General features: G+C 41.8%; 42 protein-coding genes. All 42 read left to right on the top strand.

All coding sequences use genetic code 11. From position 1 onward, the window contains the following. Position 1 precedes the first annotated feature (1 nt). The 42 genes from V6984_RS16880 to V6984_RS16675 all read left to right on the top strand — a co-directional run bounded on the left by V6984_RS16880 (position 2) and on the right by V6984_RS16675 (position 25,490). Positions 2-337: a hypothetical protein gene (locus V6984_RS16880; protein WP_342756773.1), complete on the top strand. Its 336-nt coding sequence runs from the start codon at positions 2-4 to the stop codon at positions 335-337. Then, positions 300-674, top strand: a complete 375-nt coding sequence (locus V6984_RS16875; RefSeq protein ID WP_342756772.1) for a RusA family crossover junction endodeoxyribonuclease — start codon at positions 300-302, stop codon at positions 672-674. The genes V6984_RS16880 and V6984_RS16875 overlap by 38 nt, the downstream gene beginning before the upstream one ends. A 14-nt stretch (positions 675-688) precedes the next feature. Then, positions 689-1,444, top strand: coding sequence for a hypothetical protein (locus tag V6984_RS16870; RefSeq protein ID WP_342756771.1), 756 nt, complete (start codon positions 689-691; stop codon positions 1,442-1,444). Between the two features lie 11 nt (positions 1,445-1,455). Beyond that, positions 1,456-1,623 (top strand): hypothetical protein, encoded by a 168-nt coding sequence (locus tag V6984_RS16865; RefSeq protein ID WP_342756770.1) that lies wholly within the window; start codon positions 1,456-1,458, stop codon positions 1,621-1,623. After that, positions 1,605-1,835: a hypothetical protein gene (locus tag V6984_RS16860; RefSeq protein WP_342756769.1), complete on the top strand. Its 231-nt coding sequence runs from the start codon at positions 1,605-1,607 to the stop codon at positions 1,833-1,835. Before V6984_RS16865 ends, V6984_RS16860 begins: the two co-directional genes overlap by 19 nt. Positions 1,836-1,837: 2 nt before the next feature. Beyond that, the gene (locus V6984_RS16855; RefSeq protein ID WP_342756768.1) at positions 1,838-2,092 is read left to right on the top strand and encodes a hypothetical protein; all 255 of its coding nucleotides are present in this window, start codon (positions 1,838-1,840) and stop codon (positions 2,090-2,092) included. A 15-nt stretch (positions 2,093-2,107) separates the two neighbouring features. Continuing rightward, the gene (locus V6984_RS16850) at positions 2,108-2,299 is read left to right on the top strand and encodes a hypothetical protein (protein WP_342756767.1); all 192 of its coding nucleotides are present in this window, start codon (positions 2,108-2,110) and stop codon (positions 2,297-2,299) included. Between the two features lie 82 nt (positions 2,300-2,381). Next, positions 2,382-2,567, top strand: a complete 186-nt coding sequence (locus V6984_RS16845; RefSeq protein WP_342756766.1) for a hypothetical protein — start codon at positions 2,382-2,384, stop codon at positions 2,565-2,567. A gap of 72 nt (positions 2,568-2,639) precedes the next feature. Beyond that, the gene (locus V6984_RS16840; protein ID WP_342756765.1) at positions 2,640-3,080 is read left to right on the top strand and encodes a hypothetical protein; all 441 of its coding nucleotides are present in this window, start codon (positions 2,640-2,642) and stop codon (positions 3,078-3,080) included. A gap of 11 nt (positions 3,081-3,091) precedes the next feature. Continuing rightward, entirely contained in the window at positions 3,092-3,667 is a 576-nt protein-coding gene (locus tag V6984_RS16835) for a hypothetical protein (protein ID WP_342756764.1), read from the top strand. Between the two features lie 59 nt (positions 3,668-3,726). Further along, positions 3,727-4,533, top strand: a complete 807-nt coding sequence (locus tag V6984_RS16830) for a site-specific DNA-methyltransferase (protein ID WP_342756763.1) — start codon at positions 3,727-3,729, stop codon at positions 4,531-4,533. Further along, entirely contained in the window at positions 4,530-5,168 is a 639-nt protein-coding gene (locus tag V6984_RS16825; RefSeq protein ID WP_342756762.1) for a DNA methyltransferase, read from the top strand. Before V6984_RS16830 ends, V6984_RS16825 begins: the two co-directional genes overlap by 4 nt. Continuing rightward, positions 5,165-5,770, top strand: coding sequence for a hypothetical protein (locus V6984_RS16820; protein WP_342756761.1), 606 nt, complete (start codon positions 5,165-5,167; stop codon positions 5,768-5,770). The genes V6984_RS16825 and V6984_RS16820 overlap by 4 nt, the downstream gene beginning before the upstream one ends. A 57-nt stretch (positions 5,771-5,827) precedes the next feature. Further along, positions 5,828-6,187 carry a DUF551 domain-containing protein gene (locus V6984_RS16815; RefSeq protein WP_342756760.1) on the top strand — a complete coding sequence of 120 codons (360 nt, stop codon included), beginning with the start codon at positions 5,828-5,830 and terminating at the stop codon, positions 6,185-6,187. 3 nt (positions 6,188-6,190) lie between these two features. After that, the gene (locus V6984_RS16810) at positions 6,191-6,388 is read left to right on the top strand and encodes a hypothetical protein (RefSeq protein WP_342756759.1); all 198 of its coding nucleotides are present in this window, start codon (positions 6,191-6,193) and stop codon (positions 6,386-6,388) included. Beyond that, on the top strand, positions 6,382-6,696 hold the full coding sequence (locus V6984_RS16805) for a hypothetical protein (protein ID WP_342756758.1): 315 nt from the start codon (positions 6,382-6,384) through the stop codon (positions 6,694-6,696). The genes V6984_RS16810 and V6984_RS16805 overlap by 7 nt, the downstream gene beginning before the upstream one ends. 9 nt (positions 6,697-6,705) lie before the next feature. Continuing rightward, positions 6,706-7,107: a YopX family protein gene (locus V6984_RS16800; RefSeq protein WP_342756757.1), complete on the top strand. Its 402-nt coding sequence runs from the start codon at positions 6,706-6,708 to the stop codon at positions 7,105-7,107. Positions 7,108-7,112: 5 nt separating this feature from the next. Beyond that, entirely contained in the window at positions 7,113-7,268 is a 156-nt protein-coding gene (locus V6984_RS16795; RefSeq protein WP_342756756.1) for a hypothetical protein, read from the top strand. A gap of 1 nt (position 7,269) precedes the next feature. Beyond that, positions 7,270-7,806, top strand: a complete 537-nt coding sequence (locus tag V6984_RS16790) for a hypothetical protein (protein ID WP_342756755.1) — start codon at positions 7,270-7,272, stop codon at positions 7,804-7,806. After that, complete coding sequence (locus V6984_RS16785) at positions 7,799-8,302, top strand: hypothetical protein (RefSeq protein ID WP_342756754.1); 504 nt, start codon at positions 7,799-7,801, stop codon at positions 8,300-8,302. Before V6984_RS16790 ends, V6984_RS16785 begins: the two co-directional genes overlap by 8 nt. After that, positions 8,299-8,631, top strand: coding sequence for a hypothetical protein (locus tag V6984_RS16780; protein WP_342756753.1), 333 nt, complete (start codon positions 8,299-8,301; stop codon positions 8,629-8,631). The genes V6984_RS16785 and V6984_RS16780 overlap by 4 nt, the downstream gene beginning before the upstream one ends. After that, a complete protein-coding gene (locus V6984_RS16775) occupies positions 8,624-8,893 on the top strand; it encodes a hypothetical protein (RefSeq protein ID WP_342756752.1) in 270 nt (89 codons plus the stop codon). Before V6984_RS16780 ends, V6984_RS16775 begins: the two co-directional genes overlap by 8 nt. After that, positions 8,886-9,596: a hypothetical protein gene (locus V6984_RS16770; RefSeq protein ID WP_342756751.1), complete on the top strand. Its 711-nt coding sequence runs from the start codon at positions 8,886-8,888 to the stop codon at positions 9,594-9,596. Before V6984_RS16775 ends, V6984_RS16770 begins: the two co-directional genes overlap by 8 nt. Before the next feature lie 646 nt (positions 9,597-10,242). Further along, a complete protein-coding gene (locus tag V6984_RS16765; RefSeq protein WP_342756750.1) occupies positions 10,243-10,833 on the top strand; it encodes a putative metallopeptidase in 591 nt (196 codons plus the stop codon). Between the two features lie 3 nt (positions 10,834-10,836). Then, positions 10,837-12,495 carry a phage terminase large subunit gene (locus V6984_RS16760; RefSeq protein WP_342756749.1) on the top strand — a complete coding sequence of 553 codons (1,659 nt, stop codon included), beginning with the start codon at positions 10,837-10,839 and terminating at the stop codon, positions 12,493-12,495. 72 nt (positions 12,496-12,567) lie between these two features. Next, complete coding sequence (locus V6984_RS16755; RefSeq protein WP_342756748.1) at positions 12,568-13,317, top strand: hypothetical protein; 750 nt, start codon at positions 12,568-12,570, stop codon at positions 13,315-13,317. A gap of 9 nt (positions 13,318-13,326) precedes the next feature. Next, the gene (locus tag V6984_RS16750; protein ID WP_342756747.1) at positions 13,327-13,518 is read left to right on the top strand and encodes a hypothetical protein; all 192 of its coding nucleotides are present in this window, start codon (positions 13,327-13,329) and stop codon (positions 13,516-13,518) included. Between the two features lie 10 nt (positions 13,519-13,528). Further along, on the top strand, positions 13,529-14,998 hold the full coding sequence (locus V6984_RS16745; protein ID WP_342756746.1) for a phage capsid protein: 1,470 nt from the start codon (positions 13,529-13,531) through the stop codon (positions 14,996-14,998). Next, the gene (locus V6984_RS16740) at positions 14,995-15,270 is read left to right on the top strand and encodes a hypothetical protein (RefSeq protein WP_342756745.1); all 276 of its coding nucleotides are present in this window, start codon (positions 14,995-14,997) and stop codon (positions 15,268-15,270) included. Before V6984_RS16745 ends, V6984_RS16740 begins: the two co-directional genes overlap by 4 nt. An 11-nt stretch (positions 15,271-15,281) precedes the next feature. After that, on the top strand, positions 15,282-15,779 hold the full coding sequence (locus V6984_RS16735) for a hypothetical protein (protein WP_342756744.1): 498 nt from the start codon (positions 15,282-15,284) through the stop codon (positions 15,777-15,779). A 9-nt stretch (positions 15,780-15,788) separates the two neighbouring features. Beyond that, complete coding sequence (locus tag V6984_RS16730) at positions 15,789-17,141, top strand: phage minor capsid protein (RefSeq protein ID WP_342756743.1); 1,353 nt, start codon at positions 15,789-15,791, stop codon at positions 17,139-17,141. 100 nt (positions 17,142-17,241) lie between these two features. Continuing rightward, positions 17,242-17,382, top strand: coding sequence for a hypothetical protein (locus tag V6984_RS16725; RefSeq protein ID WP_342756742.1), 141 nt, complete (start codon positions 17,242-17,244; stop codon positions 17,380-17,382). Between the two features lie 270 nt (positions 17,383-17,652). Continuing rightward, positions 17,653-18,315: a hypothetical protein gene (locus V6984_RS16720; protein ID WP_342756741.1), complete on the top strand. Its 663-nt coding sequence runs from the start codon at positions 17,653-17,655 to the stop codon at positions 18,313-18,315. A 7-nt stretch (positions 18,316-18,322) separates the two neighbouring features. Next, a complete protein-coding gene (locus V6984_RS16715; RefSeq protein WP_342756740.1) occupies positions 18,323-19,345 on the top strand; it encodes a hypothetical protein in 1,023 nt (340 codons plus the stop codon). 10 nt (positions 19,346-19,355) lie between these two features. Beyond that, complete coding sequence (locus V6984_RS16710; protein WP_342756739.1) at positions 19,356-19,571, top strand: hypothetical protein; 216 nt, start codon at positions 19,356-19,358, stop codon at positions 19,569-19,571. Between the two features lie 17 nt (positions 19,572-19,588). Next, a complete protein-coding gene (locus V6984_RS16705) occupies positions 19,589-19,996 on the top strand; it encodes a hypothetical protein (RefSeq protein WP_342756738.1) in 408 nt (135 codons plus the stop codon). Positions 19,997-19,998: 2 nt separating this feature from the next. Next, positions 19,999-20,424, top strand: coding sequence for a hypothetical protein (locus V6984_RS16700; protein ID WP_342756737.1), 426 nt, complete (start codon positions 19,999-20,001; stop codon positions 20,422-20,424). Further along, the gene (locus V6984_RS16695; RefSeq protein WP_342756736.1) at positions 20,424-20,885 is read left to right on the top strand and encodes a hypothetical protein; all 462 of its coding nucleotides are present in this window, start codon (positions 20,424-20,426) and stop codon (positions 20,883-20,885) included. The genes V6984_RS16700 and V6984_RS16695 overlap by 1 nt, the downstream gene beginning before the upstream one ends. Before the next feature lie 3 nt (positions 20,886-20,888). Next, complete coding sequence (locus tag V6984_RS16690) at positions 20,889-21,389, top strand: phage tail tube protein (protein WP_342756735.1); 501 nt, start codon at positions 20,889-20,891, stop codon at positions 21,387-21,389. 85 nt (positions 21,390-21,474) lie between these two features. After that, positions 21,475-22,014: an RNA polymerase subunit sigma gene (locus V6984_RS16685; RefSeq protein WP_342756734.1), complete on the top strand. Its 540-nt coding sequence runs from the start codon at positions 21,475-21,477 to the stop codon at positions 22,012-22,014. Continuing rightward, on the top strand, positions 21,995-22,603 hold the full coding sequence (locus tag V6984_RS16680; RefSeq protein WP_342756733.1) for a Gp15 family bacteriophage protein: 609 nt from the start codon (positions 21,995-21,997) through the stop codon (positions 22,601-22,603). The genes V6984_RS16685 and V6984_RS16680 overlap by 20 nt, the downstream gene beginning before the upstream one ends. A 7-nt stretch (positions 22,604-22,610) precedes the next feature. Next, positions 22,611-25,490: a hypothetical protein gene (locus V6984_RS16675; protein WP_342756732.1), complete on the top strand. Its 2,880-nt coding sequence runs from the start codon at positions 22,611-22,613 to the stop codon at positions 25,488-25,490.

The following is a 25,490-nucleotide window of genomic DNA, read 5'->3' as shown; positions in this document are numbered from 1 at the left end:
AATGAAGAGAAAGGATGAAGCCTTAAGGCTGTTTAACTTAATACCAGACGGACACACAGAACCACTGCAAAGACCGTCAAATACATATACGGACAGAATCCTTCGGACCATGATAGAGGATGCCAATAAAAAGGGTGATTGTATTATCAATGTGGGGCATGGCATATACAGACCAGTCCCTGGCGATCCGGTAGATGAAGCGGAGTTAAAAAGATATCTCGCCTCTGAACTATCGAGGGCGCGAAAGGTATTACATAAAAGGATGTGCATGAATAATGCCTTTACGGAAAGGAAGGATAATGAAATACTTACTAACCATACCCGGAAGATTGGATAATCTGAATGACTATATAAGAGCAGAACGCGCCAGTAAATACAAGGGCGCAGGAATGAAAGCCGATAATGAAATGCTTGTCTTTATGGCCATTAGGCGCTGCCTTCGCGGTGTTAAAATCCAAAAGCCAGTGATGATGTCATATCATTGGCACGAAAAAGACAGCCGCAGAGATTTAGATAATATCTCATCCTTTGGCCGTAAAGTAATCCAAGATGCACTTGTGAAGGATGGCATACTCGAAAATGACGGATGGAATAATATCAAAGGATTTACAGATGCGTTTTACATAGATAAAAACAACCCTCGGATAGAGGTCGAAATTGTAGAGATAGAATAGGCGGTGATAACCATTTGAACTACTTATCAGAAATAAAAGCATTTTACGATAGGCTCGAACTAAATCCGCTACCCTCACCCGCCATCGCTTTATGGCATGCGCTTATGTCCATAGCAAATAAAACGGGTTGGCAGCAAGAGTTTACGGTAGCCGTATCAGTCCTGATGCTGAAATCGGGATTAAATGCACAGGCAATAAAAAGAGCAAGGAACCGCTTAGAGCAGGATGGCTATATCAAATGGAAGTCTCGTGGAGGTAATCAATCAGCTTCTTATCATGTAAATAGTCTTGTGGTACAAAATGATACAAAAAATGTACCACAGTTTGTACCACAAAGTGACCCACAAACCGTACCACAGTGTGAACCACAAAGTGTACCTATTAATAAAGATAAACATAAACAAAACAAAAACATAATAACCCCTATATCCCCTCCGAGGAAGTTTGAGGAATTTTATTCTTGTTATCCTCGTCCTGATAATCGGTTCGAAACCGAAAAGGAATACGCACTGGCAAGCAGTATATTTTCTGAGGATGATTTGATCATAGCCGCAAAAAACTATTCGAAACATTGTAAAATCCTTGGTACTCAAGAGCAATTTATCACGATGTCTCATAACTGGCTTAAGAAAGCGGATTTTGAGAAATACCTTCCGGGGAAATATAAAAAGCCTACGGCACCAGCAAAAAAAGAAAATGCTTTTAACCAATTCGAACAGCATGATTATGATTTTAAGGCATTGGAAGAGCAGCTTTTAAAGATTCGATAGGAGGATGGCGGATGAATAAAAGTAATTCACACGCTCAAAACAATCATATACAAACAGCAGGTAATAACCGAAGGCTTTACCAGATCGAGAGAGACGTATCGGACTATGCCAAGAAGGTAAATAGCCGCAAGCCATTCTATATGGCGGGAAAGGGGAAGGAATGGAATATAAATGCATAAAGGAAATTCAGTTAGAAAAATATGATGAGCAGTGTTTTCCTACTGGCGAATATTATTGCGTGCCAATAGGTTCCACATGGATACGCGAGGACGATAATAATTTACTTGGTGGAGAAGTACACCTTGAATGTATCGGGGGAGCTGAAGAGTTCGGATGGGTTGAAGTCACCGAGGAAGATTTGAAACAGCACTTTGAAGTATCGGAGGATTAATAATGGCAAGTTATAAAATGGAAATCAAGGACGGCATATTATCCAGAACATTAACATTTATGGGTATGGAATTTACAGAGACATGGGAAAGAAATAATACGTACTGTGCCGATTCACTCGAAGGGAAGGTTTTAAGGGTGTTTCCCGACCTCGAAGAAAGCGAAAAGGAAATCTTTGAAGAATTGACCGTCATGGATGAAGATGAGCTTCTGGACGCGATATACGCCCTTACAGTGTATGAGAAGTCGGTAAATTAAAATTCTAAAGGAGATATGATGAAAGAGTATGAAGGTATTGTACGTGAAATTTATGAATATGAGATACCGATAAACGCAGAAAATAGAGCAGATGCAATTACTAAGCTAAAAGAATTTCATAATCACCCAACTAAAGGGGATGGAATATTTGTTGCCGATGCAAACAGCTTTTTAAGAGCAGATTTCTCTCTTAGAAGGAGTAAATAAATTATGAAGCGTAAATATCACAGAAACGAAATTGATGAAGTTCTGAAATTAAAATTTGATTGAGTAAAAGGGAGGTGATATTTTGGAGAATTTGGCCTATGGTCACACATATAATCTGCAAATTGCGCAGACTGAAAAAGCATTTGGAGAATTAAGGGCATTGGTTGCCATGAACTACGATCCAGCGAAAGGCAATTCTAAAACATATAGCAATATGAAAGAAATGGTTGAGGGTTTTATATCAGAATTCAAAAGTGAATTTTGTTAAACTGAGATTTAACTAAAAAAGGAGTATGAGGTTTGGTCGACCAGAAAAGCGCTTTTACTCCAAAAAATGAAGATGAGAAAATCAACAGAGCAGAAATTAAAAGATATGCGGGCCATGTATGAAAGCGGCATGTCAATCAAAGAAATAGCGGACAAGATGGGGTATATGCCCGGAACTGTCCAGACGATGCTTAGTAAGACCGGATTATCCCGCGAAAAGTTTGCTATGGATCACATCACGGATTTAGTAAAAATGCGCGAGGATGGCATGACGCTTGCGGAAATCAGCGAGAAGACGGGATTTTGTATTAGTACCATATGTAAAAATCTCAACAAGGCAGGATGCCGGAAAAACGTTATGCATGATGTGAGACCGTCGGAGCCGATAATTGATGAAAGCAAGCTGATTTACGCCAAGCCAAGAAAAGCACCAGAAAGAATGGTAGAGGGCGGTAAGCGGTACGTGGATGTATTGGATTCGCTGTATGACACGCCGGATATTATGAGTTTATAGGAGGATGATTTATGAAAGCAATATTAGATGCAAAGGAGTTTAAAAGACTCATTGATAATACAAAGAAGTTTACAAGATGGGAAGATGCCAACAATAAGCTGATGCAGTATATACATGTGATTGTTGATGCAAAATCAATGGAAATCAAAGCGGAGGCGCTTGACGGTTATCGAATTTCCATAGAATACGGAAAACTGATGGAAGCAGATGAATCTTTCTCATGTTTCATATCTCCAAAGATTCCGGTAATTGTGAAAGGAGCGCGCCATGCGGAATTAGAACTTGTTGACAAGAAACTCTTGATACGTTTAGGGGAGTTCATTGTTGGGTGCGTTCAGCCGGAGGGCGAGTATTTTAGGGTAGATGAAGAATTGGCTAAAATGCAGAAAGACGCTCCTATAAAAACGATAGGAATTAATGCGACATACTTGGAGGATGCCATGAAAGCGGCCAAGAATACCGAAGATTGGCAACCGGTAATAGAAATGGACGTAAGAGAGCCAAATGAGCCAGTTATTATCCGAAGCGGAAACAGACAAGGCAAACAGAATCTCAAGGTTGTTTTAGGAGTAAAAATAAATCACTAAAATTTAGAAAGGGAAACGAAGTCCGGCCGGACAATGAACGTTCGCTTCTCTTGGTAGATATGAAAACAGAATTATTTAATGATAATTTCCAAAACTACAAGCGGTACGGAATACCAAAAGCACAGTTAGTAATTGCAGATATTCCTTACAATTTAGGTGTAAATGCCTATGCTTCTAGCTTGGAATGGTACATAGATGGAGATAACAAAAAAGGAGAGAGTGACAAGGCGGGAAAAGCATTCTTTAATACGGATTTTAATTTCAACATTGCGGAGTATTTTCACTTTTGTAATCGGCTATTGAAGAAAGAGCCGAAAGAAGTAGGGAAAGCCCCTTGCATGATAATCTTTTGTTCATTTCAGCAGTTGGAAATAGTAATCAAATACGCTGAAAAGTATGGATTTAAAAAACACATACCGCTTGTGTTTATCAAAAATTATTCCGCGCAAGTACTAAAAGCAAATATGAAAATTGTAGGAGCCACGGAATACGGTCTTGTGCTTTACCGTGATAAACTACCGAAGTTTAATAATGACGGCCATATGATTTTTAACTGGTTTAATTGGACAAAAGATGATCCGAAGGTTTACCCCAAAATACACCCGAATCAAAAGCCGGTTTCTCTTTTACGGCAGCTCATAGAAATCTTTACGGATGAAGGTGATACGGTTATCGATCCATGCGCCGGCAGTGGTTCTACACTTAGAGCGAGTAAGGAGCTCGGTCGGAGCAGTTACGGATTTGAAATATCAAAAGCAATCTATAAAAGAGCTGTAAATGAAATGTTGTCTGATACCTACATCTATGAGAAAGACCAAATAGCAGGACAAACGACGCTGTTTGAAATACCGGGGGTGTTGCCATGATGAATTTTGGTTATTACAACATGGATTGCATGGACGGGATGAAGGAATTTCCTGATAAATATTTTGATTTGGCTATTGTGGACCCTCCATATGGAATAAGTATTAATCACAATATCGGAAGGAGAAAGGGAGACAAAAATAGCAGTTATAAGAAGGTTTCATGGGACGATGAAATACCTTCCGATGGTTACTTTGAAGAATTGTTTAGGGTAAGCAGATATCAGGTAATATGGGGGGGGAATTATTTTAATCTTCCACCTACTAAATGTTTCTTTGTATGGGATAAACCGCAAATTTCAGAAGAAGTTACCTTTAGCATGTGTGAATATGCGTGGACAAATCTCCCAGGTACTTCCAAGATATACAGAAAGTATGTATCAAATGTAAATAGGATTCATCCCACACAGAAACCGATAGACCTTTATCAATGGATTGTAAGACAATGCGCAAAATCTGGATGGAAGTTGTTAGATACTCATGTCGGCAGTGCGAGCAGCCTAATAGCGTTCGAAAACGAGGGATTTGATTATGTAGGGTTTGAGAAAGACCCAGACTACTATGGAGATTCAAAGAAGAGACTGCAGATTGAGACGGCACAGATGCGGCTAAGGGAGTTCATGGAGGTAATGCCATGATAGGACAGATAAATATGTTTGACATCATAAACCCCGCAGAAGAAATAAAAGAACCTCCCATATTGCTCAGTATAGGACAAACGGTATATAAAGTTCTTCGTGGAGATGTCATCAAATATACGGTATATGATGAAAAGTCATGGATTTGCGGTGATAATGACCGAGGATATAGGCTTAAAGTAAAGGGCGGATGCTATGGTGTCACATTAAATAGTCGCCTAGGCATTGAAACTTTTACAGAATATAAATCCGCTAAAGAAGTCGCAGAAGCATATATAAACAATCATAATGTAATGATAGGCGCGAAGATTAAAGCGAGTGAAGTAATTGCCTATCGCTATATCAGAGAATGCGACAATAGAGAAATGAAAGCTTTTTATGCCAGAATCGGGAGCGGATTGTTATATGTGAAAGAGTTTATGACTTACGAGCACATCATTGATGATACGGCTAAAAATATCAAGAAATTTATGGAACAGCAGGAATTTAAATACGACCAACCGGAGCAGTTTGATTATATTCCAAAATTTAAAAATATGTATCCATGTCGGAAAGATGTTGATTGGATGTATGCTCCTGCAGAATATAGTGGATGTATTTGATTTTTTACCCACCTTACCACATCTAAACAGTGGGCGGTGGAGATAGGAGGATGAGGTATGCAGGAAGTATTTGAAAAGATAATTGAAAAATTACATAAAGATGCGAGGACATTGTATTCGCTGGACAGCTTTACACCGGTAGGGGCGTGGAAAAGAGAAGATGCTATTGAAGTTGTAAAAGAAGTTGCTGCTGAATATAACAACGGTTGGATTTCAGCCAGTGAGCGTCTGCCGGAAGGAAACGGGAACTATACCGTAACCGAAGAAGTACACAGTTTAAGAACCGACAATAGAATTTTACAAACAAGAGCAGTCGGAGAAGTGGAGTTTGTAGATGGGAAGTGGCGAAGAGCAAAGCATTTAAAAATTATCGCATGGCAGCCGTTACCGCAGCCTTACGAGCCGAAGGAGGATTGAATCATGACAGAGGAAACGAAACAATCCCTGCAACTTGCTTTTGAAATACTACGCAGGACGCTTATAGACAATAACTGCTCCGTGGCATTAAGCAAGTCCGGTATAAGCGTATTTGACACTGCCACATACATGCAGACGGGCAAATTTGATGGAATAACGGTTGATATTAATAGTTTGGTTAGGGAGGAAGAAAAATGTTAATAAGAAGTCAGAGCAAGAAACAATTAATCAACTTTAGCAATTATCATGGAGTGGCTATATCGTATAAAAATGATTGTGATTTTGGAGTATGTGCGGTATATGAGATGCAGTCACAAGAGGTTGCACAGGTAGAAATGGGAAATTATTCTACGGAGGAAAAAGCTATCAAGGTGTTGGATATGATACAAAATGCTTACACAGGTAGTCTATGGACAGAGAACCATTACGATTATACAGCGCAAACAAGCGTACCTGGATTAATTGCCAATAACGTGGTGTTGCAAATGCCACAAGATTCGGAGGTGTAGGATTAAGCAATGGAAGATAGATATTTATACAAAGCAAAGAGAGTGGATAATGGACAATGGATGGTGGGATGTTATATAAGATACGGCAGTGCGGGGGATGAGAAGGACTATATCGTTCCTCAAAGCGCATCCGCCCTATATGCAATTAAAATAGATCCCGCAACCCTCTGCCAGTGCACAGGATTGAAAGATAAGAACGATAAGCTGATTTGGGAGAATGATATTGTGGAAGCGTGGAGCGAGGGAGTTCGCGCAAGAGGAACGGTTAAGCGTCGCGTCGATGGATTATGGCTCATGTATCCTGCTTGGCAAAAAGGTATAAGCTGGGGATTGTGCCCGAATGATACCGGAAAAACAACGGTTGTAAGACTTGGCAATAAAATTGATAACCCGGAATTGTTGGAGGTGTAGACGGGATGAATAAACCATGTGAGCATTGCAAAGAGGCAGACAAAAGAGAGAGTTATTATAAGTGCGACACCCCTTGTAATCAAGCAAAACAGTGCTATGAAAACGATAGAAAACTACTGGATGTGTTTCGCGGGTTCATGCCGCAGGATTCGGAGGTGTAGAATGGAGAGATTAACGAGAAGATTGGATTTGGGACTCGATGAATGGGAACAGATAGCCTTCAAAAACCCCGATGACGAACAAGGATTATATAATATCGTTGATGTTGTTGAACACAGGGATGAGGAATGGGCGCGACAAATTTTATTAAGCCTTGCCGAGACGGTCGCGGACTACGAGGATACTGGACTTACCCCGGAGCGAATAACGGAGATTAATGACTTCTTTAACAGTCAGACCGCAAAAATACTGGCAGAATTGCGGGAATATCAAAGAGCAGAGGAAAACGGCTTACTCATGCGGTTACCGTGTAAGGTTGGGGATATTATTTATTCTGATTCAGAATATTTTGGAATATTGTCGTATGAAGTTAATTCAGTACATATTTGCATCGGCATAAGCTTCGAAGCTATCGCCAGTAGGGATGATGAGATGTTGGATGCTATAGACTTTGATATTGAGGATATCGGCAAAACCGTATTTCTTACCCGCGAAGAAGCCGAAGCAAAGCTGGCAGAAATGGAGGGCGGTCATGAGTGATAGACCGGAGATTACAAAGCAATTATCCCTCTCCGTCCAAAAACATATAAACCCACATAATGACCCTCGGATTTATTGGGCGCGGGAAGTTACATTTGATTATTCTACAAGTAATCCAGTAAGAGTTGATTTCATGCAATTCAAGCCTGTGAACAATACAGTGTCCGGCATAGAAAGGGGAGATTTTTATTGCTATGAGGTGAAATCATCGGTAGCGGACTTCCGCTCCAAAAACGGGCATAACTTTCTCGGAGATTTTAATTATTACGTTATGCCGGAAGAAGTATTCGAGAGTGTCAAAGATGAAATCCCCTATAACGTCGGCGTGTATGTACCGGGCGAAATAAGTTACTTCGGAGAGTGGCGCAAATTAAAATCAATTAAACAAGCGTTACGAAAAAAAGATAGAAGTAGACCGGTATCTGAAATGTTGCTTATGATGTATCGGTCGGCAGCGCGGGATAGGGCGAGGATTGAAAAGGAGGAAAATTTATGAGTGATGATTTAATCAGCCGTAAGGCTGTAATTGAGATAATCAGAGACATAGGTGAAATGTTAAAAATCCCCTGCGGAAACGGGGGATGGGGAGATAGTGACGCAGATAATAGCGGCGCGAATTCAATTAGAGATAATTTTGCAGAAAAAGTTATTGATTTTTTATCTGCGGTTCCCACGGCCTATGACGTGGATAAGGTTGTGGAGCGATTAGAAGAAAAAATAAAGGCTCTTGGCGGTCCGAGCAGCACGGATGAAGCACAGGATGTCGCTGTAAAGGAAATTATGTGGTGTACGGACGTTGTGAAAGGCGGTGGAGTGGATGAGTAATGAGGTTAGCGTTGCGGTTGTATCCGTGTTTGAACATTTTAAAAGCAATATAGATGGTTCGATTAACGGTCTTTACAAAATTGAAATAAATGGAAACAAAGCAACGATTTTTAGAAATGGAGATTCTTGGGGCGTTTTGGCTTATTATCTCGGCGAGGATGCGCATAAGTGCATGGGGTATTTAAGGGCAGACAGAATCGAAGTTGTTGAAAGAGCCATTAGTGAGTATATCAAATCGAAAGGAGGTTATGCGATTGAGTAGAATATTACCAGCACTATTTAACGGAGATATGGTCAAGGCAATACTGAGAGAGCCTCCAAATAATAAGACGGTTACGCGGCGGCTGGTAAAGCTACCAAGATATGTCACTGAGGATGAGGACGGAACTTTTACTCTTCAGGAGGAGGATTTTGGATATAGCTCTGGATGGAGCATGGGAGAGTTAATCGCAAATCAATACATAAAACCCGGATACAAAGTGGGCGATATCCTCTACGTGCGGGAAACGCAGAGCGTACATAGAGTGAACGACAAGGGCACATGCTATGTCAGAGTGCATTATAAGGCAGATGATAAGGCTATGGATTTCACAGTGTCGTCTCATGAATGGGAGAGGCTTGCGAAATACGATTATACCGACGAAGTTTTTATCTCCCCGTACTGGCTAACAAAAGAAACAGCCCGCATATGGCTTAAGGTTACAGATGTAAGAGTAGAGAGGTTGCAGGATATCACCGAGGAGCAAGCGAGAGCCGAGGGATGCATTGATTATCACGATAAAACCGGAAACGGAAAGTTTGATGATGTTTTGGAATTTGATTTGACCGCCCGTGATGCTTTCGTGGACTTATGGAATAGCACTCTGAAAAAAGATTCTGAACACACATGGGCGCATAATCCGTGGGTATGGGTATATGAATTTGAGAGGTGTGAGAAGCCGGAGGGCGCATTGAAAATGATGTAGTTTACATAACAAATTTTAGCGTTTTATAATTCTAAGTAGATACAGTATAAAATCAAATATGAGTAAACATAACACTTGTAATAAGCGCCAAACAATGGTATAATATAGCTGTAAGTTATCAGCAGAAAGAAGGCTGTATGATTAATCGCCCGAGTTTGAGGGAAGAACTTAAAAGCAAAACGGAAACCATTTGCCAGATATTACTTAAGGGAAAGAGCGTAGAGATAAAGCGCAGTACAGATGGTTCAGTAAAGATATATGAGATAGATAAAAGAAAAAGATAATATTGGCATACGCAATCGAGTGTATGTGGCGGCTAATAGGAGTCAGATAATCGTAGAAATGCGGTTGTTTGGCTCCTTTTTTATTTTTGGGGAGGTATGGAGTGCCAAGCTTAACGAGATTAGCAACGAAATGTAGTAAATGTCCATACGTTGACACTTGCAGTCATAAACGGATGCAAGCAGAAGCGTACATAACACCACTGTCAAACGAAAATATGCAATCAGCCGCAATGCCGGCAATGAGAGAGACAATGACTATCAATATCGGCGGTGTTATGACAAGCGTATACAAAGATGATATTGAGAAGCAAATTCAAAAGGAACTATTCAAGGATAGATTCTTAATGTTTGGAGCGTAGATTATGGCAAGAGCAGAATTATGCAGTGGATGCTTAAATGAAGATAATTGCAAACAGAATAGATGCTACTGCTCAGCCATGAACGAATTATTCTCAGTTTATGACGATAGTAAGAAGCAGATAGCGCAGACATTCGTAGACGAACATAGACAGTGGCTTAGTATTGAGGATGCCGAGGAATGTAAAGAATACGGAGAGATAGCCAGTAAGGTGATAGATTCTATTGAGGAGCTCGCGTTCATAAAGGAACTGGATATAAAGGTCGGCTATGTGAAATCATACGAAGCGAAGGTAAAGGACGGCAGGATTATATACGGGGATTGTCGGAAGGTAAACGACATCTATCAGAGCTTTATCCCTTTTGATTTTATTATCACACTGTACGAGCCTAACATAATGATGCTGAGTGATAATCAGGTAAAGGCGCTTTTATGGCATGAATTACGGCATATAGGAATAAATGAGCGCACTCTTAAAGCAGAGTATAAACTAATGCCTCATGAGGTGGAGGATTTCCATAGTATTTTAGATAGATTAGGGACAAGGTGGAATATGCCGGATGCACAAATAGAGGATATATGCGGAGAGGTGTAGTCTATGGCGGGAAAAGATAACTTGATTACCTTAACCTCGGAGAAAGCACGGGAAATAGGTAAAAAGGGCGGCAAGGCTAGTGCGGAAGCGAGGAGAAAGAAAAAGACACTCGAAGAATTAACAGCCATGATGCTCAATCAAAAGATTACCGACACTGCAAAAGTAGCTATTAAGCGGTCAGGAATCAATGTGGATGATATAGACCCGGAGGATATGAATGCAACAGCTTACATGATAGCTGGACAGATCAAGGCGGCTGCCACAGGTAATACAAAAGCCTTTGAGTGCATCACGGGATTGGCAGAGCGAGACGCGGGGAAAGAGGGGAAAGCAAGATATACTATCCCCATTACGGATATCACGGTAGATTTTGTTGAAGTATACCGCAAGATACATGCCGCCTTTGACGGCACAGAAAATATCAGGGAGATTATATCTAAAGGCGGTCGTGGCTCTATTAAATCTAACTTTTGGGCGGCGGTTGCAGAGGAAACCATATATAACGATCCGCAGGCGCATGTAGTATATACCAGGCGATATAAAACAGACCTCCGTGGTTCTGTATATAACCAGTTTATGAAAACCATCATACGGCATGAAAGGCTGGATGAGTGGGAGTTTACCACATCCCCTATGATGGCTAAGTATAAGAGGACAGGGCAGTGTGTAATATTCGTAGGCGCGGATAAGCCTATCAGCTTAAAGTCATATAACCTCTCTTTTGGATATGTAAAACTCCTGATCCACGAAGAGTGTGACGAGATGGCAGGTCTGGAACAGATGGACAACATCGAGGACACGTTTCTACGATCAGACACACCGGCTATTGATGTAAAGGTGTTTAACCCTCCCAAGTCAGCCAATAACTTTATGAATGAATACGTGGAAAAGTGTAGAAAAAAAGAGGGTACATACATATGCCATTCGTACTATTATAACGTTCCGGTTAAATGGTTGGGACAACGCTTCTTTGATAGAGCGGAGCAGTTTAAAAAACACAAGCCGAGATATTACGATAATAACTACCTTGGGTTGGTAACCGGAACCGGCGGCGCGATATTCGAAAATGTAGAAGTGAGGGCAATTACGGATGAAGAAATAGAGAATATGGACTATTTCAGTTATGGCCTTGACTTCGGATATGAGCATCCACAAACATTCATACAGTCATACTATGATTCAGATGCCGATGTACTGTACTGCGTAAGAGAGGTGTTTTCCAAGAGATGCAAAAACTCCACCTTTGCCCGTAAGATAAAAAAATTTATGGATGTGGAGATCATAGCCGATTCCGCAAGACCGGACAGTATCAACGAGATGAGGGATTGGGGATTTAACGTAATAGGCGCTAAGAAACGGTGGGGAAATGGCAAAGGCCGTGATTACTGCTGGGAATGGCTTCAGGAAACCACAAAGATTGTTGTAGACCCGGATAGATGTCCGAATCTTAAGAAAGAGTTAACCACGCTGGAGCATGAACAGCTTGCGGACGGCACGTTCAGCAGTGAGTACCCGAAGCTGGGCGAGGATTGTGTTATGGCTCTTATATATGGGCTTAACCGCGATATCATGGAATCCCGCCGCAATGATACGTTATTCGATGATAATTATACGGATGAGGATAACGAAGAAGAATGGGAACCCGATGACGATGAGGAATAGAGAAATTCAACTGTCCGATTTTTTCGGACGTTTCAATGAAAACATAACAACGATAAGAAATGGGTAGGAAGAATGATTAATTTAGAAATGCTAAGCGAGCGAGGAAAGGAAAACTATAAACAGTGGCTGCAAAACTCATCCGACATCGGTTGGCTTATGGAAAACGAAAAAACGAATGTGCCCAGCGTGGAAGAACTGGAATTGTTTATGGAGAATCCGGGGGAGTTAGTGGGAAAATTCGAAAAAGGTAAAAAAGCACAGGGGGACACGGATGAACAAATGTTTATTCCGGTAGGAATTAGTAAGGGGATAGCGGAAACGGTTAGTAATGCAGTGGATAGTGCGCTGGGAGATACACGATGGATTAAAGGAGCCGCAATAATGTCGGGAGGAAGTGACATGGAAAACGGAGTGCTGAAATTATACGATGAAAAAGGAAGAGAAGTTCCGTTAGATGGTTCAATAGCGAAAACTACCGTAAACATTCTCGGCACAAAATACGAGATATCAGAAGAAGATTTCGACCAGCCGGAGTTGAAAGGGAAGAATAGGAGTGGTTATTGCTTCTTTTCTGCGAAGAAAATCGTCATAGAGGATCTTAATACGGACGATGATTGGAAGGTCGAACCAATTGAGATTCAAAGATACCAAAGAGGAAATATACTACGTCATGAAATAATACACGCATTCTTGTTCGAGTCAGGTCTTATACAGAATAGTGCCGAATGTAACGCGTGGGCGGTCAATGAAGAGATGGTTGACTGGTTGGCTCTTCAATCTCCTAAGATATATAGGGTATTTGCAGAGTTAGACATATTATAGGGAGACGGCATGAGCGTAAAAGTGTGCGTATTCAAAAAGGAAACGAATGAAGTGGTTGCATGCATCCCTATCGAGAATGGGGGCAAAGGTATTATGCATAAAGACTTTGATTTTAAAATATACGGCGATACGGAACCGTATTTTAACGCTATTGACGGTAAGGTGTTTTTGAAAGAAAACACTTTCGGCATTAAATTATAGGCGGTGCGGTATGGGATTGTTTAACAGAGTGAGGGCATGGTTCATGAATCTTTTTAAAAGCGAAGCAGAGAAGCAATTTAACGTTGATATCGTATCATCTGCCATGATGGAAGCAGCGCAGAGTAGATGGCTCAATGTGATTAACGGTACTCCGGCATGGGTGGATAAAGAGGGCGGCATTGAGACGATCAATTTTGCAAAATTCCTCTGCTATTACACATCAAAAAAGACCTGTCTTGATATCAAGGTTACGGTATCGGGTTCCGAGAGGGCTGATTACATCAACAAATGCATAAAGGCTATGGTTGATAAATCTATCCGGGATAAGGTAGAGGATGCCTGCGGCGTAGGGGGTATTATCTTTAAGCCTAACGGTACATATAATCCGGCCAGTGCAATTGATTACATGATGCCTGGGGACTTTGCAGTGACAGACCGTAACTCCAATGGAGATATTCTAGGAGCAATATTTATTGATCGGCTGCAAAAAGGAGATACATTTTACACTCGTCTCGAATATCATCACTTCGAGGATGTGGCGGTGGAAGAGGGCGAGACGGTACGTGCCTACAGCATTGAGAACAGAGCATATAGAAGCCAGTCAAGCGAAGCATTAGGGAATGAGGTACAGCTTACCAGCGTAGACGAATGGAAATGTATACAGCCTATTACGACACTCTCTAATGTAGAAAAGCCTTTATTCGGATATTTCAAGATGCCGTACAATAACACAATTGATTATGCCTCTCCGGAGGGTGTGGCGATATTCTCCAACTGTCTTAAAGAATTGGAAGCACTGGACGTAGCATGGAGCCGTAAAACTGATGAAGTATACGATAGCCGACATATGACGTTTGTGTCTCAAAGACTCATCAAGGGACCGAGGGATAAGCAAAACCCCAATGGCAAACCTATCAAGCTCCCTCGATTTGTGCAAGAACTCGCACAGGGAACCGAGGACGGAGGAAACATAGATGAGCATGTGGCAACGTTGCTAACCGAACAACGTGTCGCGGATATGAACTCCATACTTTCCATGATATCTACAAAGGCGGGGTTCTCGCAAGGACAATTTGTAATGGATCGTAAGGAAGGGCGTGTTACCGCTACACAAATTGAATCGGACGATAGCGAGACGATAGAAACCATAACTGATATGAGGACAGCTCTTAAATCGGCAATTAAAGACCTCATCTACGCACTGGATAAATACTGTGACGTGTTTTATCAGATGCCGAGCGGGTATGTGAACGCATTGGACGATAATACGCCGGATGAGGATATATTCTACTTTAAAGATTTACTTTCTACTTTTGAGCAGGATCGCACCCGCGCTTATCAACTCGTAAGAGATGGACTATATAGCAAAATCAGGTATCTCATAGAGTATGAGGGGTTTTCAGAGGAGGAAGCAAGGGAAATGGTTGCGCAAGCTAACGAGGAGAATAAGAAAACGGAGAAGGAGGGATTATTTGAATGATAACTACTAGATTTGAACCATATTGTGAGAACTGTAGAGAATTAGAAGTTGAAACGGAAACTATAGAATATAATCTATTCAGCGGTGAGCAAAGGCGCACATGTATATATTGCGCCCATGAATCCAGATGCCGCGCTATAAGGGATAGCATAAGGCAAGAAAATGAAGCCAAAATAGCAGAGATACGTAGTAAGAAAATAAATGGCGCTGCAGAATTGAATATCGAACGATTAAAGGGGCACTATGAGAGTCCATTGTGTAAAATGGAATAGGAGAGAGTGGTATGGGAGTATCGAAGAACCACTTCCGCAATATGTTCAAGAAAGTGAATATGAATTACAAAAAAGGCGGTAACGGGATATCCCTTAACATCACTCTGGATATGGAGGGAATTGGCAAGAAGCTGGATATCGCCCAAGACGCACTTGACGCCCAAGTATGGAATGACGTAAGCAAATACATGCCAATGGACACCGGTAATTTAATTTCCGAGACGGGCGCTATTAATGCCACCGTGAGGGGGGAAGTATATTTATATCCACCAGATTCCGACTACGGTCATTACCAATACGAGGGAATTAAGTATGTAGACCCGCTATATGAGATAGGAGCTTTTTATAATCCTGATTATGGATTCTGGTCCCGTGAGGGCGTAACAAAGATACCGAGCAATGAACCACTGTTCTACGGCAGAGACGGTGCGGAAGCTCATTGGGATGAAGCGGCTTATCAGAATCACCATAAACAATGGGTTAAAGTAGTAAAGAATGCCGTTAAGTGAGGTACATAGATGTTAACACCGGAATATTTGACAAGGATTGTAGAATCCACACAAGAGAAAGTATCGGAAGTAAATGCATATCTGGTCGCTCGTATCGCGAGGCGTATAAAGGAACTGTTTGAGAGCACCGGAAAGGTCGACATCTCCCCTTCCTCCATAAGCGATATCAATAAGCAGATCGCGGCCGGCGGAGTATATGAAGATGTGCAATCAGAAATCGAAAAGAAACTCCCAGGAATCCAACGGGAAGTAAAACGAGCCTTTTATGATGCTGCCGGAAAAATATCTTATGACAACGCGGTATTTACTAAAAAAGTGGTGGAAATCGAGCAGGAGCAAGGAAACTTACTTGATATAGATCTTCCCAAGGCAACTAAACTTGAGAGAATCGGTATACCGGAAGATGCAAGCAAATTGAATATGACTCCCAAGGAAATAAGGGTGTTAGAATCGGCGTATAGGCGCACCAACGGAGAGATTTATAATCTAACCCGTACATGTGCAGGAGAGGCACAGAGAGACTTCATAGAGGCATGTGATAGAGCTTTCTTCCTGGTAAAGCGTGGCGTGAGTATTGATACTGCTATCATGGATGCGATAAACGAAGTGGCAAGCAAGGGGATAACAACGGTACACTACGGCCGCAGGAATGATTCTATTGAATCTGCTATAGCGAGGGCAGTCAGAACCGGTGTAAACCAAGCGAACGGCGATATAGTACTTACGCGGTGTGCTGAAATGGGCGTTAATCATGTGTTGGTATCACAACATGTCGGGGCGCGTGTTACCAAAAGTGACGATTATACAAACCATAGTTTATGGCAGGGGAAAGTATATAGGGTAGACTGGAGCAATCCGGCATTATCACAGTATGAACCTACGCCGCAGGAGATACAGGAAAACAGCAGCTCCTTTTCTTTCCTCGATAAGATAAAAGGATTCTTCCGGTCAAAGAGTGACAATGGCAAATACCAGGACTTCATAGCGGAGTGTGGTTACGGACAGATGTTAGGTATATGCGGTATCAACTGCCGACATTCCTTCGGCGCTTTTTACCCGGGCGTAAACATCAATACGAATGAGACTATTGACAAAGAAGCGAACGAAGAAAAATATAATCTCGAACAGAAACAACGCGGCATGGAGCGCGAGATAAGGAAAACGAAGCGAGTTAAGAATGCTATCGAAGCGTCTGGACTTGAAGGGGAAGAATTCGCTGATCGCATACGAGAAATCAACCGGTTAATCAAGGCACAGACGGAATCATACAATAGTTTCTGCGCAGAACACGCCGACAAAGGGATAAAACCTATCAACTGGAGATTGAAAGTAGCAAAGGTGGAAGGAATCTCGAATAGCTGATTTACATAAAATATATATAAAGCTGAAAACATGGAATAAAAAGGCATTTACCTATTGAAAATGTTAACATAATATAGTATAATAAAGGAGTATAGAGCACATGATATGGATTGAGATTGACGAAAAGATTTTTGAGCGCGGAAGCCATGTTGAAATTAAAAAGCGCAATAAAGATGGCGGTTTCGTAATTTTAGAAGTGCCTAAGTCTAAGGAAGTAAAAACAATAGCTATTAATGAATAATTACATATAGACATTATTCCCGCAGGGGGAGTAATAAGAGTTCACAGGGAACTGATTTGTAAGAGATTACAAGTTGGTTCCTTTTTTTATTTGCTTATATCTAATTTATCATAATCCTCCTTCTAACACTGGCCCTTAATAGAAAATCCTATGGATGAGGTTGAAAAGCGGGTGCAATTCCCGGTCAGTGTGTTGCCAGCTATGGTTCAAATAGCAACTCGATCACGCCGGGCTGACCGGATCAACAACTTTTAAGAAAGAGGTATAGGAATGAATATTATCGAAAAACTGAAAACGCTCGGCGTGGAGATCACGGACGAGATGAAAAAGACCTTTGACGGAGATTTTGTATCTTCTGCAGAAGTTCAGAAGAAAAATGACAAAATCAAAACTCTCGAAGGAGAGAACGAAACTCTTAGGAGCGCACAAGGCGATATGCAAAAGCAGCTTACTGAGTTGCAGCAGTCCACGGGAGATGTCGAGTCGTGGAAAACCAAGGTTTCAGAATTGAATGCAGCCATTGAAAAAGAACGGAAAGAATGGGCTGATAAAGAAGAAGCCAACAGATTATCAACCACGGTAGACGATTTTTTCAAGGATAAGCATTTTGTAAATGACATCACATCAAATGCAATAAAGACCCAGCTTGTGGCCGAGCTCAAAAAAGATACCGCCAAAGGGAAAAGTATTTCCGATTTATTTGATTCCATTACAAAGGATGAAAAGGGAGAACTTAAGCCCAACATCCTGATTGACGAAAAGACGCTGGAAGCTGAAAAGAATCGCTCGAAGATCCTCGGGCGCTCCATCACATCCGCGGCGACCGGATTAAAAGTAACCAAGGAACAGTTTTTAAAAATGAACATCGAGGAGAGGACGAAACTGAAAGAATCTGATCCTGATACCTACGATGCATTAAGAAAGATGAGGTAATGAAACAATGGCAAGAACAGGCTTATTTGGCGGTTTTTACTTTGATGAAGAAGTTTTTACAGACATGATGCAGGAAGCGGACACGTGGGACAACCGCATCCTTGCGTCTGGCGTACTAACAAGTGATTCGTCCATCATGGATGCAATCGGCACAAAAGGAAACGTTGCTACTATTCCCATGTATAGGCCATTATCTATTGAAGATTCTGGTATGCTGCCTCTTAACAATGACGGTCTGACAAACAACGTGCCGGTAGAGGTAACAGGCAATAAACAAACGTGCATGTTAACGCAGATCATGAAAGCGTTTAAGGCGAAAGATTTTACGAAAGAACTAACCGGAGCGGACCCGCTGGGAGACATCAAAAACAAGATCGCAAATTATTACCAACAGGCTTGGATTTTATATCTTATGGGTATTACGGATGCGGTGCTTGGAGTATCGGCGATGGCTGAGCATATCACGGATATTACAGCCGACGAAGGGGAGATAACGGATGCAAACCAAATCGGTAGCGCCACTTTGATTTATGCACAGCAGAAAGCACTTGGGGATATGGCGGATGGTTTCGGATTGTTTGTTATCAACTCCATGATCTATGCGAGGTATAAGGCCCTCGGACTTGTTGATTATAACAAGTATACAATCACAAACGCGATCGAGAGAGAGGTTGACCTTCCTACGATTGGTGGCCTTATCCCTATCGTGATGGATAGATACACAATCGACACATCAGGAACGGCTCCGGTTTATAAATCCTACATACTCGGACAGGGTGCTTTCCTGGAAGCAGATAAAACAAACTATGAGAAGCAATACACAACAGACTATGATCCTGAAACTTCTGCTGGTATTGACAAGTTTTACACCAAGCAGGGTAAGGTGATTCATCCGAACGGATTATCCCTTGCAGTGGATAATATTGCGAACGAGTCTCCTACTCTCGCAGAGCTTAAGACGGCCGCTAACTGGTCCCTCAAGGCAAACCACAAAAACGTAAAGATTGGCGTTATCAAGTCTAACGGCTAAGGAGGGCAACATGCTATTTAAGATTATAGACGGGAAGCCATATCTGTTCTCTCATGAGAAGCTTTATCGCGCCAGTGTAAGCGCATCGTCCGTAAGTATTGGTGATGTTGTGGAGCTGTCGGGAGATAACCCGGGATTATATACCGTAGCGGAAATATTAGCGAAATGCTCCACGCTCTCAAGCATGGAAGAAAAGAAGCCTGCAAGGCAAAAGAAAACGGAGTAAAGAGAAAGGCGGTCACAATGGCATACACAACCTACACATTCTACCAAAATGATTATTACGGTGATGTTATTGCCGACGAGACCGCCTTTAACAAGTGGGCTGCGAGGGCAACGGATAAGCTCAATTATCTGACCTTTGGGAATATCACACCGGATGCGCTGGAAGATTACGACACAGAAGTACAGAAAGCCACATGTGCTCTCATAGATGTTCTCTACCAGATAGACTACGCCACCAAGAATGCCACAGATGCGGAAAAGGGAAATGTAAAGTCCAAGTCCAGCGGGAACGAGTCGATTACCTTTGGCAGCAACGACACACTTATAACGGCGGTAATGGCTGACCAAAAGGCTCAATACAAGCTCATGGTGGATGCGGTTACGGAGTACCTGCAAGGAACCGGTCTTTTATACGCGGGGGTGTAGATATGGCAATCTTTTACACTAAGACCATTACACTATACAACCGCACCGTAACGGGGGGAGTGATGGGCGGAGAAACGTGGTTCCCTACGGTATTCACTGACGTACGGCTACTTATCAATAAAGGCGCAAACATTGCCGCAACAAGCATGAATGACGCCGATAGCGCAAAGCTTCATATTAGCCGCAGGAATCTCCCAAAGCCTTATTTACCGCCGATAGAGTGGCAAGCCTTAACAGATACCGGAAAGGGAGAAAACTTCACATTAACGAGCGGACATGACTTCTTTGTGGAGGGTGATACAAGCGCTGAGACTGTTAAAAGCGAGGATTTCTTTTCTTACATGAAGGGTAAATATTCCAATTGCTACAAAATAACCAATGCGGATATCTATGATCTCATCCCGCATTTTGAAATCGGAGGTAGGTAATGGCAGACCCGAAACCACTTAATTTAATCGATATGGAAACCATATCCGAAGCAATCCTGCAAATGGTTGCACAGTACCCGGATTTGCCATTCACGGCAACAGCACAGAACATTGTATGGCAGAACACTCCACCGGACGGCGGGATGGGAATTATACCGCTACCAAATGGAGCGTTTTATGTAAGCCAATATTTGAGCGGTTCTTATGTGGCACAAGTTCCTTTCCGCATCATCTATAGGGCAAATCCCACCACGAACCCAGGACGAATTGAAAAGGAGAATCTTGTGCATGACCTATCCGCATGGATGGAAACATGCACAGCAACCTTTACAAATGCCCGGATTCAGTTACAGAAAATCGAACGCACCTCGCCGGTATATAAATCCCAGGCGCAGGAAAGCGGATATGAAGATTATACATGTACTTTAACACTTAAATACTTTTATAAGAAAGGAAGATAAGAGATGGCAGAAAATAGAGTCAATATGGTGTCTATGCTCGATATTGGAAAATTAATGGGCGGCGAGACATCCAATATTGCAGAGCTCGGGGACGGATTTACGGAACTATCCGAAGATTGGGGCCCGGATATCGAGAGCACGCAGTATATCAATATGAAATCGAAAGCATCCACTCTAAAAGGATATGAATTTTCAACGACCGCTGAAAGACAGTATCTAAATGACGATATGCAGACGGTAATTGATAACCTGTTTAAAACGCTTCCCGTTGGATCTGACTGTGAGACGCATTACTACAGGTTTTATAAAACAGACATTACCGGAAGCACGGGCGATTGCATAAGGATACCGGTTATCGTTGCTCCTTCGTCCACAGGCGGAGCAGGCGGCGATATCCTTACATCATCCATACAGATTAACGGTAATGGAGATGTTGAACAGGGAACGGTTACAATAGGCGAAGATGGACAATACACGTGGGCCAAGAAAGTAACAACGCCTTAAAAAATTCAACATAGGTGTTAATTAAATTTAACATATCAGGGCATGTACTTTTCCGTCATGTCCTGATTCGGAAAGGATGTTAAAGATGGAAGTTATAAGAATAGAGAGCAATATCAAAGAAATAGCTGTCAAGAATGAGAAGGATGAGGTAATAACTGTACTAAGAATCAATATGATCGATTCCAATACAGCTACTCGATTTGCGAAGCTAATACAGAATCTTGATAGAGTATCTGAAAATTACAGTAAGGAAGCAAAGATACTTAGTGATAAGTACGATGACCGCCCGATTAATAAAGATAATTTTGACGTAAATCAGGTTATTGATTACAGTAGCGCATACGTATCATACATAACGAAATGTATTGAGGAAATCAACGCGGTGTTCGGGGATAATACAGTACAGAACGTGTACAAGGAGTGTTACGAGATAAACCCTGATTTTGTGCCGGATGAATATGCTCTCATGCAGTTTGTTGACGGTGTTATCCCGGTTATGAATGGATTGTTTAATAAAAAATTTGAAGAGAATAAGAAACGGTACAATGTTTCCAAGCGTGGCAAGCATACCAAAACAAAAGATGAGTTGCTTGAGGAAATGAAAAATGGAAAACGTTCTGTATGATCCGCTTCCCGAAGAATGGAATGGATACCAAGTAAATACTTGGTTTCAAATCGGCATCCAAGTGTACAAAACGTATGATGACGATACTCTTTTGGATTTTGAAAAAGACAGTATTATCAAGTATCTCTTGTTTGGGGATGAAGACGATAACGTCAGGGAACATCCTGAGGGAGAAGAACTTGAGGAATGTATTAAATGGTTTCTCAATGGGTGGAGCCATGACAATCCCTCCAAACGAGTCAACAAACAAAAGGTAATGGACTTCTACAATGATCAGTGGCGAATATACGCAGACTTCCGGCAGATATACGGAATTAACCTCAATGACGCAGATTTACATTGGTGGGAATTTAACGGTCTACTCTGGAACATGCCGCATAAGCAATCGTCTTTTTTGCAGGTTGTAGAAATGCGCCGTAAAGAAATAAGAAAAAATATGAGCAAGGAAGAGCAGGCTTTTATAAGGGAAGCTAAGGAAGTATATGCGCTGAAGCAGCCCGAAGCGGAGAGGAAGTTCACTCCTAAAGAGAAGGTCAAGATAGACGATTTTGATCGCATGATGAAAGAACGTAGAAATAAGGGAAAGTAGGTATATTATGCCGCGATACGATGGAGAGATCAAAATTAATACATTACTTCATACCAAGACGGCCAGCAGTCAAGTGCTGGCTCTTGAGAATCGCATCGTAAAGACAGCGGATAAAATCAGTGCACTAAAGGATAAAATGAATGCTTTGAGTAACGTTAAGATTGAGACACAGGAATATCAGGAAATCCAGAGCCAAATAAGTAAGGCCAACACAGAGTTTGATAGACTTCTTGCGAAACAAGAAGAAATGCAAGCAGCAGGGAAAGCGAGTGGGAGCGCGTGGGACGCTATCCAATACAAACTAGAAGAAGCTGGCAATACGATAAGATACGCAAATGGAGAGCTTGATGATTTGGTTGCAAGTGGCAAAGCGTTTACGCTCGGATCCGACTCTGAGGAATATCGTAAAATAGCTCAAGAATTAGGATATGCTGAGAACGAGATGAACGCGCTTAACCAGAAGCACAATGAGTTGATTGGCAAGCAAAACGAGGTCGGGAGAAACGGGAAGAAGAATTTTAAAAAGATCGATAGCGCCGCTAAGAAAACTAGCGGTGTCATAGGAACGCTTGCAAGTCGATTCAAGGGGATTGCGCTAAGCCTTTTGGTGTTTAACTGGATAACAAAAGCCTTCAATGCGTTTGTGAATGGAGTAAAGGACGGGTTTAAGAATCTCGTGCAGTATTCTACGGAATACAATGCGAAGATATCGGAACTGATGTCCGCTAACACACAGCTAAAAAACAGCCTTGCAACAGCTTTTCAGCCGTTGGTTGAGACAATAATTCCATATTTAGTTACTTTTGTTGGTTATATGACAGAAGCCATAAACAAAGTGACGCAACTCACTGCGGCCCTCAGCGGAAAATCCACATGGACAAAGGCGGTGAGAGTTCAAGAGGATTATGCATCGTCCCTCGACGGTTCCGCTAAATCAGCCAAGGATGCAGAAAAAGCGGTGGAAGGATACTTATCACCAATCGATGACTTGAACAAATACAGTTCCGGCGATAAAGAAAACACTGGAATATCTCCCCAAGATATGTTCACTGAAGAAAAAATTGACCCCGGCACTTTTGCTTGGATAGATGATGTAAAAAAGAAAATAGCTCCGCTGATTGCCTATGGCGAGAAGTTGAAAGGCGTATTCAACAAAGGGTTTTTCGATGGATTAGGAGATTATCGATATCGCTTTGACATGATAAAAGATGCTATTGCATCTATTAAGGATTCGCTGATTGATATATGGACGGATAAAAACGTGGTATCTGCAGCGGACGATTACGTACAATCCGTTTCCCGGCTATTAGGCACGTTGACCGGAGCGATAACAAGCACAGGGCTTTCGGCGGCCACAAATTTAGTGTCTGGACTGACTCTTTATCTCGAAGAAAACAAAGATAGGATAAAGGGATATCTTGTGTCTATGTTTGACATCTCTACGGATATAAATGGCATATTGTCCGAGGGAGTATCAAGCATAGCATACATATTTGAATCGCTGACAAGTAAGCAAGCTATTACATTAACATCCAATCTGATAGGCATAGTTTCTGAAATAATTATGGGAGTAACCGAGGTTGGTTCAAAACTGATAAGGGAGGCTCTGAATATTATACTCCTCCCGATAATCGAAAATCAAGAAGCGTTTAAAAAAGCATTCGAAGGACTATTTGGCGTAATTGCGACAGTTGCAGGAACAATAAAAGATGCTATCTCCAGCACGTTTGATAGCGTGAATAATGTCTATGATGAGCATCTCAAGCCATTTTTTGAATCAGTTGCGCAAGGTTTCAGCGATATAACCGGTAAACTTCTATCTTTTTTAAATGATACTTTAATACCAACTCTTCAGGGGATGGCCGAAGGACTAGACGCGACGTGGAAAGGCCATATACAGCCGCTCATAGATAAACTGGTTGAGTTTGTTGGAAAGGTGGCTGATTTGATAACTGTATTGTGGGCGCAGTATCTACAGCCGTTTATCGAATGGATAATAGATAATATACTCCCCGTCATCATTCCGGTGTTGGAAGCAATATGGGAAACATTTCTTGAAGTAGTCGGGTACATAGCAGACGCATTGGGTGGTTTTATCACTATCCTCGGCGGCGTAATAGATTTCCTTACAGGAGTATTTTCTGGGGATTGGGACAAAGCATGGCAGGGATTGTCGGACATTGTACAAGGATTTTCTGATTTGGTTGTCGGAATAATAGAGGTATTTGTATCACTAGTTGTAAATGTTTTAAAAGTGCTCGTGACAGCAATAAAAAGTCTGGTCACTGTATTTTTAAAAGTACTGGAAGGTATCATAAATGGATTTATCGGATTTGTTGAAAAAGGCATCAACGGACTCAAAGAATTTGTTGTTAATGGTATTAAGACACTGGTGGACGGTGCAAGGAGTGCATGGGAAACTGGATGGGGCGCAATTGCTGATTTTTTTGAAGATATATGGGAAAGGGTTGTAAAAATCATAGATACAGCAGCGTCAACAATATCAAAAATTGTCGAAACTATTGTGAGCTGGGTATCAGCGGCAATCGAAGCCATAGGAAGCCTGGGTTCAGCAGTAAAAGGTGGTTCATATAGCGCAGGATATAGCGTCAAGTCTGTGACTGGTTACGCATCGGGCACAGTCATTCCAGCCTCTCACGGTGAATTTTTAGCGAGGGTAGGAGATAACAACCACGAGACAGAGGTAATCAGTCCGCTATCAACAATCAGACAGGCAGTAAGAGACGAAATGAAGGGATTGGGTGGCGGCAATGGCGGCAGCTATAGATTTACGGCCCAGCTCAATCGAAGAAATTTATTTGACGAATTCATACAAGAAGCAAGACTGCAGCAAATGACCACGGGGGCAAACCCCTTTGACTTGTAG

Origin of the sequence: Kineothrix sp. IPX-CK (assembly GCF_039134705.1) — a bacterium.
Classification (GTDB): Bacteria; Bacillota; Clostridia; order Lachnospirales; family Lachnospiraceae; genus Kineothrix; species Kineothrix sedimenti.
Note: the sequence above shows the minus strand (reverse complement) of the source record. Positions and strands in the feature narration are given on the sequence as shown.